Here is a 15004-nt window from a genome sequence, read left to right on the forward strand (position 1 = left end):
ATCAATGTGACCTAATCTTGTTTGATGTATTGTATTTTGCGTAAGGTATTCTGATACTCTTGTTCAAGTTCGCTCTTGTCCTCTCCGGTGTTTAGTGTACTGAGTCTGCTTATAATTTCGGATAACTTTGTTTCAAGTTTCATAAGATCGTATTGTTCTTCTTCAGGGGCAGAAGCTTTGGAGTTTCTTTCTGTCCATTGATTGTAGGTGCCCTCAAAAACGTTAATGGTATGGTTCTCTAGTAACCACAAGTTGGTGGCTGTTTGTTCTACGAAGCGGCGATCATGGCTTACGTAAAGTACCGTACCGGGAAAATCGTTGATTAATTGCTCTAATGCTGTAATAGCTTCAATATCAAGGTGGTTGGTCGGTTCGTCGAGGATAAGAACATTAAACTGACCGCTCAATAATTTGGCGATAGCCGTCTTAGCCCGTTCGCCACCGCTAAGAACACGTATAGGTTTATTCACATCCTCACGAAGAAAGCGAAGGCGTCCAAGAATCGTTCGGATGATGTGCTCGGATAATAGGCTATCTTGTTTCACATATTGGAGAATGGTTTGGTCTTGAGGGAGTTCCTCAATTACTTGAGCAAAATATCCAACACGTGCTTGCTTGGACATGGTCACGTAATCTGAATCAGCCAATAATTGTTTAAGCAACGTGGTCTTCCCGCTACCGTTCGAGCCTAAAAGTGCTGTTTTTGAACCCGTTTTTAACGATAGTCGGTCTATTCGGTATAAAAGGGTAGAAGCTATGTTGGCTGATAAATTTTGTGCAGACAGGATGTGTTTGTTGCTTATGGGCTCCGTTGAATGATTTGTCATTATTAAATCAGCCCATTCAAATGGCTTCTCTACACGTTCTAACCGTTCCAGCCGTTCTTGCATCACTTTTGTAACGCGCTGGATTTTTTGTTGTTGCCCTTTGGCTTTTCCTTTGTGGAGTTGCCATTCAGAATTTCCCATCCGTGAAGGAGGTTTATTCATTCCTTTTGACTGTTGTTCTTTTTGGTGAACTCGCTCTGTAAGGCGCTTCTTTTCTTTTGTATACTTCTCGTAAGCTTCTTGCTGCTGATTGATTTCGATCTTTTTAGCCTTTTCATAAGAGCTGAAATTTCCTTTGTATTTAGAAATCTCACCTTCATCAAGTTCCCAAATGGTCGAACAAACCTGATTAAGGAGCTCTCGGTCATGCGATACAATTACGTAGGAACTCTTGCAAGTTAAAAGCCTGTGCTCAAGCTTTTCAATCTGTTGCCAATCCAAGTTGTTAGTCGGCTCATCTAAGAAGAGAAGATCAGCCTCTTTAGAAAACAACTCCTCTAATTTTTGAAGTGTTTTTTCCCCGCCACTTAATCGATCCCAGTTCAGATCTTCTCGATTAAGGTCTAACTGATCAAATGAAGCAACCCTACTATACAACTTTACTTTAGCGGATGCTTCGGTTTTTCCTAGTAAATAATGTAGTAAAAGTGTTTTCCCCTGTCCGTTCCTTCCAATTAACCCAATACGGTCCCCTTTATTGATGGAGAGCTCGTTGATGTGAAGTAATGTACGGTCTGCGATTGAATAATGAATGTGATTAGCGTGTAATAATCTCATAAAAAACCTCCCTGGACGCTCCAGAGAGGAAGGTATATAGACGTACTTATGCTCATGGCACACCAAATAAATCTTACCGTTCTATAGGTGAAGAAGCGTGTGTTTGCGCAAGTGGTCTGTAAGAAGACATACCTATCCTGTCTGGAACGAGTCGTTTCCAATAAAATGTGCTATTGAACTCGCCTCTCAAACTAGGATTAGTACTTCATTGCGCTAACGTTCACCCCTTCCATAATATTACTATTATTATACGCGTGTTTTATATTGAAAATCAACTTGAATTTGGAAAATGAGTATGAGCCTATTTTCAAAACGCTGGGTGAAGGTCCATACCAATTAATGAAGATCTGCGTATAGTACATTAAGAAACCAACCTCCCCTTATTATATAGAGCAACATGTTAAGCGCGAATCTCATTCGCGCTTTCTTTAATGCCTTTAGCACTCTACCAAAGCCCAGCGTGCCAGACACCCTTTACTGCTGTGCAGAGGTGCAGGGTGTCTGGTACGTTGTATTACGTTAGTGTGTGAAAGTGTTGTGGAGCATTGATTTCTATGATTTTTTGGGAATAGGTTATAGTATAGACAGTAGGAGTTTTAGAATGGGAGGGAATCATTTGTTTATTTTATCGTCTTGTAAGATCAGAAGGGATTTACGGGAGCGTTTAGTGGAGGCCTATCCTTCAGTTGCGTTTCAGTTTACAGAGTCGATGGGGGAAGCTGCTTCTTCTTTGTCGGAAGCGGATGTACTACTTACATATGGGGAAGATTTGACGGAAGAACTCGTAGAGGAAGCTGCCCGACTGAAGTGGATTATGGTTTTGTCGGCCGGGTTAGATAAAATGCCATTTGAGAAGATAGAAGAAAGAGGGATTCTCGTTACCAATTCGAAGGGAATCCATAAAGCCCCGATGGCGGAGTATGCCATAGCAATGCTTCTTCAAGTAGCAAGGAATACTCGTTTATTGCTAGAGAATGAAAAGGCGCATGAATGGGATCGTAGTGTGAAGCCTGTTGAAATTACTGGGAAGACAATGCTCATCGCAGGAACAGGGGCGATAGGGCAGGAAGTTGCTCGCCTTGCTCAGGCATTTAGAATGTACACAATCGGTATATCGAATAGTGGAACGGCTAAGGAACATTTTGATAATGTTTATACGAAAGATGAACTAGATGCGCATCTGTCTGAAGCTGACTTCGTTGTTTCAGTGCTTCCTAGTACAGAAGGTACTAAGAACTTTCTTAAGAGAAAACACTTTGAAATAATGAAAGACGATGCGGTCTTCCTTAATATGGGCCGAGGCGATGTAGTGGACGGAGATACTTTATTGCATGTAATGGAAGAAAAGTTAATTCACCATGCGATATTAGATGTGTTTGAAGTAGAGCCTTTGCCGGCTGCTCACCCATTTTGGGAGATGGGGAATGTGACCATAACACCTCATTCATCAGGAATGTCTCCTAATTATCAACCAAGAGCCATGTCAATCTTTGAAGAAAACCTACATACTTTCCAAGCTGGCGGGGAAGTATTTGTGAATCAAATTGATCCAAGAAAGGGGTATTAATAATGAAGATTTATACACGATCCGGTGACAAAGGTGATACTTCACTTATTTACGGGGAACGGGTGCCGAAAAGTGATGCACGCGTCGATGCTTATGGTACTTGTGATGAAGCCAACTCCATGATTGGGTTATCCTTAAGTTATTTAAGAAGAGAAGACTGGCCGGAGAAACAAACCTTCTGTGACACGATGCACCGTGTGCAAACCATTCTCTTCCATGTAGGTGCTGAACTTGCGACCCCTCAAGGAAAAGAAGTAAAGTGGCAAGTCACTCAGGGTCACATTGATGAACTAGAAAAACAAATTGACAGTTGGGATCAAGAACTAGAAGCTCTTCAGAACTTTATTCTACCGTCAGGTCACGAGGCTTCGGCTACATTACACACTGCACGTACGATTGTGAGAAGAGCTGAGCGTAGTGCTGTGGTCGTGAAAGATGAGTTAAATAACCCACTTGTTCTGACATATTTAAACCGATTATCTGATTTCTTATTCGTAGCAGCTCGATTTGTTAATAAGATGACAGGTGGTAAAGAAATGCCGCTACGAGCTGATGTGTAATATATGTAAATAGGCTTGGTATCAAGCGAGTTACATTGACAAAAAGAGGCACAAGGGTATACACTATTTATAAAGATTTTAATGTAATAATATTGTTTATATGAAAATATGTGAAAGCGAGGTGCATGACGGTGTCTGATCATCGACTTCGTGAGGCTTTGGACACATTAAAAGATTCTGGCGTCCGTATTACACCCCAACGTCATGCGGTGCTTGAGTTTCTCATTGATTCCATGTCTCATCCAACCGCAGATGAAATTTATAAAGCATTAGAAAGCAAATTCCCAAATATGAGCGTAGCCACGGTATACAACAATCTTCGCGTATTTCGTGAAATTGGGTTGGTTCGTGAATTGACTTATGGTGATTCATCAAGCCGATTTGATTGTAATACCTCTGAGCACTACCATGCGATTTGCAATAATTGTGGAAAGATCGTCGATTTCCATTATCCATCCCTTGATGAGGTAGAATCGCTTGCGGAACAGGTTACAGGATTTGATGTTAGTAACCACCGTATGGAAGTGTACGGAATTTGTGAAGAGTGTAAGTCAAAGCACTAAGCTGAGAGTTCTTTTTAAAGAACTCTCATTTTTTATGGATATGTAAAAAGACCTTGAAGAGTGTATACTCTACAAGGTCTTTTCAATTAACTTTCATTTTACTTTTGATTTTCTGTATTTTTTTGATATCTTTTAGAATTGTACCGTTCATCGAATTCTTTTCCTTCAAGATCTTTATCTAAAGTTAAGGGCTCATTACAGTGCATGCATGCGTCGACGCGTCCTAATAGCTTTGTTGGCTTGCCACAATTAGGGCAGACAACTTTTATCGTTTTGGTGGATAACATTCCGATCCAAAAGTACACTACTGTGCTCAGGGTGACTGAAAGAAGCCCAAGGATCATAAAGATACTCATTAGCCACATTGTATCCTTAAATAAAAGGCCAACATACATGATGCCAAAACCGATAAATACTAAACTTAGCGCAAACGTGCGTATCTTGTTTATTTTGTTCGAGTACTTAACGCCCAACCTTTTCCCTCCTAACATTTTCAATTGGTAGTATAGCATATTTCTAGGAGAGAAAGCGTCGTCGAAAAAAGGATTTTCTGTGAATGTGTCGAAATTAATCACTATCTTAGTATTTGGGGGAAAGTAGTATGGAAGATGTGTTACGTCCGATCTACCAAGAACGCGCTAGTCAGAAAAGCACATTAGGAATTTTGATTATAGAAAAGAAAAAGCCCATTAGCCCTGTAACAGATAACTTTGATGTTATTCTATTAATCATTGTACGAGGGGCTACTCAGCCTTGGTACGTTAAACATTATGAATTTGAGAACAAAAATGCGGCCATGCACATCGTAGATGAAGATCAACTTACCCATTGGATCGACACGAGTTCATTCCGCAGAGCAGTAGAATGGGTGATAGAGGGTCGTGTTGTATTCGATCGAAACGAGTATGTAACAACTTTAAAAGAAAACTTACGTAACTTCCCACAGGAAAAGCGTGATTTGAAAAAGGCAATTGAATTCGCCAAGCTCATTCGAACGTATGGAGAATGTAAAGATCTATATGAAACAGAACAATACATGGATGCATTTAGTAAAATGATTCATTCACTACATTACTTAGCTCGTCTCTCGGTCATTGAAAAAGGATTCCACCCAGAAGTGACAGTATGGAACCAGGTGAAAAGAATAGAACCAGAAGTATACAAGCTCCATCAAGAATTGAGTAAAAGCAATGAAACGCTCGATAAACGGGTTCAGCTTATGCTTTTAGCTACTGAGTTTGCTATTAATTCAAGAACGATTAATTGTGCAAAACATTTAATAGAAGTAATGGGAAGTAAAGAAGAGCCTTGGGCATATGGGGAGTTGATGGTTCATCCAGATATCCAACCATACGCGCTTGATCTTGGAGCGCTCCTAGATTACCTTGTAGATAAGGAAATCATTGAAGCTGTACAAATCGAAACAAAAGGCAAGAACTTATATCATAGAACGTATCGGTTAAGAAGGAATGACTAAAGTTAAAATAAGGCCTCCCGCAATTCTTTAAAAAAAGGGTTGCATAGGAGGCTCTTTTCTTTTAGTATAGGTAAGTGGCTTTAAGAGAGCCCAAAAAGCTTCGAGAAAATATCAAAAGAAATTAACAAAAGTTATTGACGATGTTTTCTCAGGGTGATATAGTATTACTTGTCGCTGAAACGGCACAAACAATTTCGAGCAGCCAACAAAACGGCAACGAAAAAATTAAAAAACATTGTTGACATCAAAACGACAAAATGTTAAGATGATTAAGTCGCTGTTAAACAGCAGGCAAACAAAAAGAAACACTTTAAAGAAACATTTGATCTTTGAAAACTGAACGAAACAACATGTAACGTCAATGTCTTTAAATTATTTTTAAAGCCAGTAATCATTTATTTGATGCTAGGCAAACTCTAACTTTATGGAGAGTTTGATCTTGGCTCAGGACGAACGCTGGCGGCGTGCCTAATACATGCAAGTCGAGCGCGTGAAACAACATGATCCCTTCGGGGTGATTGTTGTGGATCGAGCGGCGGACGGGTGAGTAACACGTGGGCAACCTACCCATGAGATCGGGATAACTCCGGGAAACCGGAGCTAATACCGAATAACCCAGTGAACTGCATGGTTCACTGGTAAAAGGCGGTTTCGGCCGTCACTCATGGATGGGCCCGCGGCGCATTAGCTAGTTGGTAAGGTAACGGCTTACCAAGGCGACGATGCGTAGCCGACCTGAGAGGGTGATCGGCCACACTGGGACTGAGACACGGCCCAGACTCCTACGGGAGGCAGCAGTAGGGAATCTTCCGCAATGGACGAAAGTCTGACGGAGCAACGCCGCGTGAACGATGAAGGTCTTCGGATCGTAAAGTTCTGTTGTTAGGGAAGAACAAGTACCAGAGGAAATGCTGGTACCTTGACGGTACCTAACCAGAAAGCCACGGCTAACTACGTGCCAGCAGCCGCGGTAATACGTAGGTGGCAAGCGTTGTCCGGAATTATTGGGCGTAAAGCGCGCGCAGGCGGTTTCTTAAGTCTGATGTGAAAGCCCACAGCTCAACTGTGGAGGGCCATTGGAAACTGGGGAACTTGAGTACAGAAGAGGAGAGTGGAATTCCACGTGTAGCGGTGAAATGCGTAGATATGTGGAGGAACACCAGTGGCGAAGGCGACTCTCTGGTCTGTAACTGACGCTGAGGCGCGAAAGCGTGGGTAGCAAACAGGATTAGATACCCTGGTAGTCCACGCCGTAAACGTTGAGTGCTAGGTGTTAGGGGGTTTCCGCCCCTTAGTGCTGAAGTTAACGCATTAAGCACTCCGCCTGGGGAGTACGGCCGCAAGGCTGAAACTCAAAAGAATTGACGGGGGCCCGCACAAGCGGTGGAGCATGTGGTTTAATTCGAAGCAACGCGAAGAACCTTACCAGGTCTTGACATCTTCCGCTATCCCTAGAGATAGGGAGTTCCCTTCGGGGACGGAATGACAGGTGGTGCATGGTTGTCGTCAGCTCGTGTCGTGAGATGTTGGGTTAAGTCCCGCAACGAGCGCAACCCCTAATCTTAGTTGCCAGCATTCAGTTGGGCACTCTAAGGTGACTGCCGGTGACAAACCGGAGGAAGGCGGGGATGACGTCAAATCATCATGCCCCTTATGACCTGGGCTACACACGTGCTACAATGGATGGTACAGAGGGCTGCGAGATCGCGAGGTCAAGCAAATCTCAAAAAACCATTCTCAGTTCGGATTGCAGGCTGCAACTCGCCTGTATGAAGCCGGAATCGCTAGTAATCGCAGGTCAGCATACTGCGGTGAATACGTTCCCGGGCCTTGTACACACCGCCCGTCACACCACGAGAGTTGGCAACACCCGAAGTCGGTGAGGTAACCTTTTTGGAGCCAGCCGCCGAAGGTGGGGCCAATGATTGGGGTGAAGTCGTAACAAGGTAGCCGTATCGGAAGGTGCGGCTGGATCACCTCCTTTCTAAGGATATTACGGAACTAGCGAGTCCTTCGGGACTTGCTAGCAGGCACATACTGTGCCATTAAACCATTGACCATGTTTGTTTCGTTCGGTTTTGGAAGCTCAAATGCTTTCAAACAGTACCTTGAAAACTAGATAAGAATTAGACATCAAACCAACGTTAGATTTAACGTAAGCATCATTATGATGCGTCTTTTCACATTGATTTTAGATAGTTAAGTGAATAAGGGCGCACGGTGGATGCCTTGGCACTAGGAGCCGATGAAGGACGGGACTAACACCGATATGCTTCGGGGAGCCGTAAGTAGGCTATGATCCGGAGATTTCCGAATGGGGAAACCCACTACCCGTAATGGGGTAGGATCCTTAACTGAATACATAGGTTAAGGAAGGTAGACTCGGGGAACTGAAACATCTCAGTACCCGAAGGAAGAGAAAGCAAACGCGATTTCCTGAGTAGCGGCGAGCGAAACGGAATTAGCCCAAACCAGAGAGCTTGCTCTCTGGGGTTGTAGGACACTCCATTGGAGTTACAAAGAAACAAGATAGATGAATGATCTGGAACGGTCAGCCGAAGAAGGTAACGGCCCTGTAGTCAAAATCTTGTTTCCTCCGGAGTGGATCCTGAGTACGGCGGAACACGAGGAATTCCGTCGGAATCCGGGAGGACCATCTCCCAAGGCTAAATACTCCCTAGTGACCGATAGTGAACCAGTACCGTGAGGGAAAGGTGAAAAGCACCCCGGGAGGGGAGTGAAATAGAACCTGAAACCGTGTGCCTACAAGTAGTTGGAGCCCGTTAATGGGTGACAGCGTACCTTTTGTAGAATGGACCGGCGAGTTACGATCCCATGCAAGGTTAAGATGAAAAATCGGAGCCGCAGCGAAAGCGAGTCTGAATAGGGCGAAATAGTATGTGGTCGTAGACCCGAAACCGTGTGATCTACCCATGTCCAGGGTGAAGGCCAGGTAACACTGGCTGGAGGCCCGAACCCACGCACGTTGAAAAGTGCGGGGATGAGGTGTGGGTAGCGGTGAAATGCCAATCGAACACGGAGATAGCTGGTTCTCTCCGAAATAGCTTTAGGGCTAGCCTCAAGGTAAGAGTCTTGGAGGTAGAGCACTGATTGGACTAGGGGCCCTCATCGGGTTACCGAATTCAGTCAAACTCCGAATGCCAACGACTCATCCTTGGGAGTCAGACTGCGAGTGATAAGGTCCGTAGTCGAGAGGGGAACAGCCCAGACCACCAGCTAAGGTCCCTAAGTTTATGTTAAGTGGAAAAGGATGTGGAGTTGCTCAGACAACCAGGATGTTGGCTTAGAAGCAGCCATCATTTAAAGAGTGCGTAATAGCTCACTGGTCGAGTGACTCTGCGCCGAAAATGTACCGGGGCTAAACATAACACCGAAGCTGTGGATTGTTCTTACGAACAATGGTAGGAGAGCGTTCTAAGTGCTGTGAAGTCAGACCGTAAGGACTGGTGGAGCGCTTAGAAGTGAGAATGCCGGTATGAGTAGCGAAAGAAGAGTGAGAATCTCTTCCACCGTAAGTCTAAGGTTTCCTGAGGAAGGCTCGTCCGCTCAGGGTTAGTCGGGACCTAAGCCGAGGCCGAAAGGCGTAGGCGATGGATAACAGGTTGATATTCCTGTACCACCTCCTTTCCGTTTGAATGACGGGGGGACGCAGTAGGATAGGGAATCCGCTCCACTGGATGTGAGCGGCCAAGCAGTGAGTGAGATGCATAGGCAAATCCGTGCATCAATCACAAGCTGTGATGGGGAGGGAACTATAGTACCGAAGTTCCTGATTTCACACTGCCAAGAAAAGCCTCTAATGAGGAAAGAGGTGCCCGTACCGCAAACCGACACAGGTAGACGAGGAGAGTATCCTAAGGTGATCGGGAGAACTCTTGTTAAGGAACTCGGCAAAATGACCCCGTAACTTCGGGAGAAGGGGTGCTCCTTCATAGGAGGAGCCGCAGTGAAAAGGCCCAATCGACTGTTTAGCAAAAACACAGGTCTCTGCGAAACCGAAAGGTGAAGTATAGGGGCTGACACCTGCCCGGTGCTGGAAGGTTAAGGGGATGAGTTAGCTTATGCGAAGCTTTGAACCGAAGCCCCAGTAAACGGCGGCCGTAACTATAACGGTCCTAAGGTAGCGAAATTCCTTGTCGGGTAAGTTCCGACCCGCACGAAAGGTGCAACGAATTGGGCACTGTCTCAACAAGAGACCCGGTGAAATTATACTATGCGTGAAGATGCGCATTACCCGCGACAGGACGGAAAGACCCCGTGGAGCTTTACTGTAGCCTGATATTGAATGTTGGTACAGCTTGTACAGGATAGGTGGGAGCCGTCGATACCGGAGCGCTAGCTTCGGTGGAGGCATCCGTGGGATACCACCCTGGCTGTATTGACATTCTAACCCAGGACCGTGATCCGGTCCGGAGACAGTGTCAGGTGGGCAGTTTGACTGGGGCGGTCGCCTCCCAAAAAGTAACGGAGGCGCCCAAAGGTTCCCTCAGAATGGTTGGAAATCATTCGCAGAGTGCAAAGGCACAAGGGAGCTTGACTGCGAGACCTACAAGTCGAGCAGGGACGAAAGTCGGGCTTAGTGATCCGGCGGTGCCGCATGGAAGGGCCGTCGCTCAACGGATAAAAGCTACCCCGGGGATAACAGGCTTATCTCCCCCAAGAGTCCACATCGACGGGGAGGTTTGGCACCTCGATGTCGGCTCATCGCATCCTGGGGCTGTAGTCGGTCCCAAGGGTTGGGCTGTTCGCCCATTAAAGCGGTACGCGAGCTGGGTTCAGAACGTCGTGAGACAGTTCGGTCCCTATCCGTCGTGGGCGTTGGAAATTTGAGGAGAGCTGTCCTTAGTACGAGAGGACCGGGATGGACGCACCGCTGGTGCACCAGTTGTTCCGCCAGGAGCACAGCTGGGTAGCTACGTGCGGAAGGGATAAGTGCTGAAAGCATCTAAGCATGAAGCCCACTTCAAGATGAGATTTCCCATCACTTCGAGTGAGTAAGATTCCTTGTAGACGACAAGGTTGATAGGTCGGAGGTGGAAGCGTGGTGACACGTGCAGCTGACCGATACTAATAAATCGAGGGCTTATCTATCTAAAGCGCAAACGACCGCTTAGACCCGTACGGATAAGACAGATTTTCGGAAAAGGCGATTAGCCTTTGTAGAAAAGATGACTTATACGCTAGGGTCTGGGAGTTGGAGCTGGAAGTCAGTTCAAGCGCAAACACGTGATCAGGCACGATGTCATAATTCTTATCTAGTTTTGAAGGTACTTAGAAAAAATCTAAAATACCTCTTGACTTTTCTTTCGAAACAAGATAAAATATAACTTGTCGTTGAAAAAACGAGAGAGAAAATCAATAAAGAGTCTGGCGGTTTTGGCGAAGAGGTCACACCTGTTTCCATGCCGAACACAGAAGTTAAGCTCTTCAGCGCCGATGGTAGTCGGGGTTTCACCCCCGCAAGAGTAGGACGCCGCCAGGCAAGTCACTTTATTGACTTTGATCAAAAGGCAAACGGTCTTTTGACATGATTCCAACGTAGCTCAGTGGTAGAGCTATCGGCTGTTAACCGATCGGTCGCAGGTTCGAATCCTGCCGTTGGAGCCATGGAGAGCTGTCCGAGTGGCCGAAGGAGCACGATTGGAAATCGTGTAGGCCCAAACACGGGTCTCGAGGGTTCGAATCCCTCGCTCTCCGCCACTAACTTTTCACTGGCCCGTTGGTCAAGTGGTTAAGACACCGCCCTTTCACGGCGGTAACACGGGTTCGAATCCCGTACGGGTCACCACTTAATATTATGGAGGATTAGCTCAGCTGGGAGAGCACCTGCCTTACAAGCAGGGGGTCGGTGGTTCGAGCCCGCCATCCTCCACCATTTTAAAAATGCAATGCACAAGATCATTGCAAACATCATATAATTGAATATGCATTAAGTATTCAACATTATCGCGGGGTGGAGCAGTCTGGTAGCTCGTCGGGCTCATAACCCGAAGGTCGCAGGTTCAAATCCTGTCCCCGCAACCAATTTAAATTTGTACTACGTCGAAAAGACTTCTTCGAATTACAAATGATTGTGTACCTTTAGGTGCAACCAATGGTCCGGTAGTTCAGTTGGTTAGAATGCCTGCCTGTCACGCAGGAGGTCGCGGGTTCGAGTCCCGTCCGGACCGCCACTTTTTCAATTAAATAAATTCTTGTTACTGTAAAGTACATAAGACTGGCTCGGTAGCTCAGTCGGTAGAGCAACGGACTGAAAATCCGTGTGTCGGCGGTTCGATTCCGTCCCGAGCCACCATGTTTTGTGCAGGCCTAGCTCAATTGGTAGAGCAACTGACTTGTAATCAGTAGGTTGGGGGTTCAAGTCCTCTGGCCTGCATACTTTAAAAAACGTGGAGGGGTAGCGAAGTTGGCCAAACGCGGCGGACTGTAAATCCGCTCCCTCTGGGTTCGCAGGTTCGAGTCCTGCCCCCTCCACCATTATAATTACTACAGTAAGTAGGGGTATAGTTCAACGGTAGAACAGCGGTCTCCAAAACCGCCGATGTGGGTTCGATTCCTACTACCCCTGCCAATTTCATTTTATGGCGGATGTGGCGAAGTGGTTAACGCACCGGATTGTGGCTCCGGCATTCGTGGGTTCGATCCCCATCATTCGCCCCATAAATATTGGCCCATAGCCAAGCGGTAAGGCAACGGTTTTTGGTACCGTCATGCGCTGGTTCGAATCCAGCTGGGCCAGCCAAGAGTTTTCGCGGAAGTAGTTCAGTGGTAGAACACCACCTTGCCAAGGTGGGGGTCGCGGGTTCGAATCCCGTCTTCCGCTCCATTTTTATTTGGCGGCATAGCCAAGTGGTAAGGCAGAGGACTGCAACTCCTTTACCATCGGTTCGAATCCGGTTGCCGCCTCCATTCATATGCCGGTGTGGCGGAATTGGCAGACGCGCACGACTCAAAATCGTGTTCCTCACGGAGTGTCGGTTCGAGCCCGACCACCGGTATCGTAAAACTTAACATTGCAATGGAAATCGCTAACGAAAGCGATTTTTTTTATGTCTAATTAATAAGTTTGAGTTAGAAAATACTGTTTTATTTGTTTAGGACTCATAGGCACAGAATTATTTATAAATTTCTCTAATCTCCGTTATGTTAACGGGGATTTTTTATTTTAGTAGAAAGACTCTATTAATACACACAACAAAATGGCTAGAAGGTAATTTTTTCTCCTGTCGCCCCCTACCTTGCATTTACTCTATACATAAATTGCTTTAATCACATATTAATTATTTTCTAAATAAAAAAATTTTTCAGAAAAAATCATTGAAGATTAAAGTAAAGAGTCCTATAATTATGCGAAAGAAAAGGTGGGATTTTGAATGACAAAAGATTTACGAATAAATAGTAAAGTGTTTAGTGAAAGTGCAATGAGAGCACCGAACCGTGCCATGCTTCGTGCTGTTGGTGTTACAGATGATGACTTTAAAAAGCCGATGATTGGTATTGCAAGTACATGGAGTGAAGTGACTCCATGTAATATACACCTAGATGATTTAGCCATCCGTGCAAAGAAAGGTGCCCAAGAAGCAGGAGGGTTACCCTTAATCTTTAATACTATTACTGTATCGGATGGTATCTCTATGGGAACACAGGGAATGCGTTATTCATTACCAAGTAGAGATGTGATCGCTGACTCTATCGAAACGGTAGTAGGAGCTCAGAACTTGGATGGATTAGTTGCAATCGGAGCCTGTGATAAAAATATTCCAGGCTGTATGATTGCTATTGCAAATGCTGAGGTGCCATCTGTTTTTGTTTATGGAGGCACAATTGCTCCCGGGTCTCATAAAGGGAAAGATGTTGATATTGTTTCTGTCTTTGAAGGAGTCGGAAAATATAACCAGGGTGACATAGATGAAAATGAACTAAACGCAATTGAGTGTAGTGCATGTCCTGGTGCAGGAGCGTGTGGTGGTATGTACACTGCAAATACGATGGCATCTGCTGTTGAAGCTATGGGGATGAGTTTACCTGGAAGCTCCTCAAATCCTGCGGAATCTGACCATAAAGCAAAAGATTGTGAGTCGGCTGGAGAAGCTGTGAGATACTTACTCGAGCATAATATTTACCCGAAAGATATCATGACTAAAGAGGCTTTTGAAAATGCGATTACAGTCGTTATGGCACTTGGTGGTTCTACAAATGCGATACTTCATTTGCTTTCTATGGCTCATGCCATTGAAGTGGATTTAACTATGGAAGACTTTAATCGAATTCAAGAAAAAACACCACATATTGCTGATTTGAAACCGAGCGGCAAATATGTGATGCAAGACCTGCATAAAGTTGGAGGAGTACAGGCAGTTATGAAGCTTCTTTATGACAATGGCTATCTACACGGACACTGTTTAACTGTTTCAGGAAAGACAGTTGCAGAGAATTTAGAAGAAGCGCCAACCTTAGAAGAAGGACAAGATATTATAACGTCATTTAGTCATCCTAAGCGAGAAGATGGACCTTTGATCACCTTGAAAGGTAACTTAGCTCCAAGTGGTGCAGTAGCTAAAGTATCCGGTGTTAAGGTTGCGCGTCATACTGGACCAGCTCGTGTATTTAATACTGAAAAGGAAGCTACGGAAGCTATTCTGAATAATTCAATACAAGAAGGCGACGTATTAGTTATACGATATGTTGGTCCTAAAGGCGGGCCTGGTATGCCTGAAATGTTATCAATCTCCGCTCTATTGGTTGGGAAAGGCTTAGGGGAAAAGGTCGCCTTATTAACAGATGGTAGATTCTCTGGAGGAACCCATGGACTCGTGGTGGGTCATATCGCACCTGAAGCTCAAGTCGGAGGACCAATATCTCTATTAGAAGAAGGGGATCTTGTCACAATAGATTCAAACAAAAAAGAAATATCCATGGATGTAACAGAACAAGTACTAGAAAGTCGTCGTAAGCATTGGGAAGCACCGCCTCTTTACAAGAAGGGGATTTTGGGCAAATATGCTCATAATGTATCATGCTCTTCCAAAGGTGCTGTAACAGATTACAAAAATTAAACTCATATTGAAAAACTCCAGTTTTCAGAAACTGGAGTTTTTTTATCCTAAACTTTAACCAAAGAAAATTAAAAAAATTTTTTAGGCCAAAATGCTATTCGAAGAACCCTATGAGGAAGTAGATCTTTTCATACATCAAGATCAACCCTATTCCCT

7 protein-coding genes, 15 tRNA genes and 3 rRNA genes are annotated in these 15004 nt (G+C 44.9%); 23 read left to right on the top strand and 2 right to left on the bottom strand.

Annotated elements, in window-relative coordinates:
* Positions 1-11: 11 nt before the first annotated feature.
* Complete coding sequence (abc-f, locus tag IMZ31_RS02895) at positions 12-1604, bottom strand: ribosomal protection-like ABC-F family protein (protein ID WP_207529140.1); 1593 nt, start codon at positions 1602-1604, stop codon at positions 12-14.
* Positions 1605-2205: 601 nt separating this feature from the next.
* On the opposite strand from abc-f, the gene IMZ31_RS02900 reads away from it, so the two are divergent.
* The 3 genes from IMZ31_RS02900 to perR all read left to right on the top strand — a co-directional run bounded on the left by IMZ31_RS02900 (position 2206) and on the right by perR (position 4294).
* Positions 2206-3171 carry a D-2-hydroxyacid dehydrogenase gene (locus tag IMZ31_RS02900; RefSeq protein ID WP_242705627.1) on the top strand — a complete coding sequence of 322 codons (966 nt, stop codon included), beginning with the start codon at positions 2206-2208 and terminating at the stop codon, positions 3169-3171.
* Between the two features lie 2 nt (positions 3172-3173).
* Complete coding sequence (locus tag IMZ31_RS02905) at positions 3174-3731, top strand: cob(I)yrinic acid a,c-diamide adenosyltransferase (protein WP_207529141.1); 558 nt, start codon at positions 3174-3176, stop codon at positions 3729-3731.
* A 125-nt stretch (positions 3732-3856) separates the two neighbouring features.
* A complete protein-coding gene (gene perR / locus IMZ31_RS02910) occupies positions 3857-4294 on the top strand; it encodes a peroxide-responsive transcriptional repressor PerR (RefSeq protein ID WP_371825478.1) in 438 nt (145 codons plus the stop codon).
* A gap of 98 nt (positions 4295-4392) precedes the next feature.
* Here the strand turns inward: perR and IMZ31_RS02915 are convergent, their stop codons facing one another.
* The gene (locus IMZ31_RS02915; protein WP_207529143.1) at positions 4393-4767 is read right to left on the bottom strand and encodes a YgzB family protein; all 375 of its coding nucleotides are present in this window, start codon (positions 4765-4767) and stop codon (positions 4393-4395) included.
* A 128-nt stretch (positions 4768-4895) separates the two neighbouring features.
* Between IMZ31_RS02915 and IMZ31_RS02920 the strand changes: the two genes are divergently transcribed.
* The 20 genes from IMZ31_RS02920 to ilvD all read left to right on the top strand — a co-directional run bounded on the left by IMZ31_RS02920 (position 4896) and on the right by ilvD (position 14848).
* Positions 4896-5771: a nucleotidyltransferase-like protein gene (locus tag IMZ31_RS02920; protein WP_207529144.1), complete on the top strand. Its 876-nt coding sequence runs from the start codon at positions 4896-4898 to the stop codon at positions 5769-5771.
* 421 nt (positions 5772-6192) lie between these two features.
* Positions 6193-7755, top strand: a 16S ribosomal RNA gene (locus IMZ31_RS02925).
* Positions 7756-7968: 213 nt separating this feature from the next.
* Positions 7969-10883: ribosomal RNA gene (locus IMZ31_RS02930) — 23S ribosomal RNA — on the top strand.
* Positions 10884-11158: 275 nt separating this feature from the next.
* A 5S ribosomal RNA gene (rrf, locus tag IMZ31_RS02935) occupies positions 11159-11274 on the top strand.
* The 16S, 23S and 5S rRNA genes sit together here with 15 tRNA genes alongside, the layout of an rRNA operon.
* Positions 11275-11324: 50 nt before the next feature.
* Positions 11325-11399, top strand: a tRNA-Asn gene (locus IMZ31_RS02940).
* 1 nt (position 11400) lies between these two features.
* A tRNA-Ser gene (locus IMZ31_RS02945) sits at positions 11401-11492 on the top strand.
* 13 nt (positions 11493-11505) lie between these two features.
* Positions 11506-11580, top strand: a tRNA-Glu gene (locus IMZ31_RS02950).
* An 11-nt stretch (positions 11581-11591) separates the two neighbouring features.
* A tRNA-Val gene (locus tag IMZ31_RS02955) sits at positions 11592-11667 on the top strand.
* A gap of 72 nt (positions 11668-11739) precedes the next feature.
* A tRNA-Met gene (locus IMZ31_RS02960) sits at positions 11740-11816 on the top strand.
* A gap of 72 nt (positions 11817-11888) precedes the next feature.
* Positions 11889-11965: transfer RNA gene (locus IMZ31_RS02965), tRNA-Asp, on the top strand.
* Positions 11966-12011: 46 nt separating this feature from the next.
* Positions 12012-12087: transfer RNA gene (locus tag IMZ31_RS02970), tRNA-Phe, on the top strand.
* A gap of 8 nt (positions 12088-12095) precedes the next feature.
* A tRNA-Thr gene (locus IMZ31_RS02975) sits at positions 12096-12168 on the top strand.
* Positions 12169-12183: 15 nt separating this feature from the next.
* Positions 12184-12269: transfer RNA gene (locus IMZ31_RS02980), tRNA-Tyr, on the top strand.
* Between the two features lie 20 nt (positions 12270-12289).
* Positions 12290-12363: transfer RNA gene (locus IMZ31_RS02985), tRNA-Trp, on the top strand.
* 13 nt (positions 12364-12376) lie between these two features.
* Positions 12377-12452 (top strand) — tRNA-His (locus tag IMZ31_RS02990).
* A gap of 7 nt (positions 12453-12459) precedes the next feature.
* Positions 12460-12534: transfer RNA gene (locus tag IMZ31_RS02995), tRNA-Gln, on the top strand.
* 9 nt (positions 12535-12543) lie between these two features.
* Positions 12544-12618: transfer RNA gene (locus IMZ31_RS03000), tRNA-Gly, on the top strand.
* A gap of 9 nt (positions 12619-12627) precedes the next feature.
* Positions 12628-12701: transfer RNA gene (locus IMZ31_RS03005), tRNA-Cys, on the top strand.
* Positions 12702-12708: 7 nt separating this feature from the next.
* A tRNA-Leu gene (locus IMZ31_RS03010) sits at positions 12709-12790 on the top strand.
* Positions 12791-13165: 375 nt separating this feature from the next.
* Positions 13166-14848, top strand: a complete 1683-nt coding sequence (gene ilvD / locus IMZ31_RS03015) for a dihydroxy-acid dehydratase (protein WP_207529145.1) — start codon at positions 13166-13168, stop codon at positions 14846-14848.
* Positions 14849-15004 lie beyond the last annotated feature (156 nt).

It is taken from the genome of Pontibacillus sp. ALD_SL1, assembly GCF_017355605.1.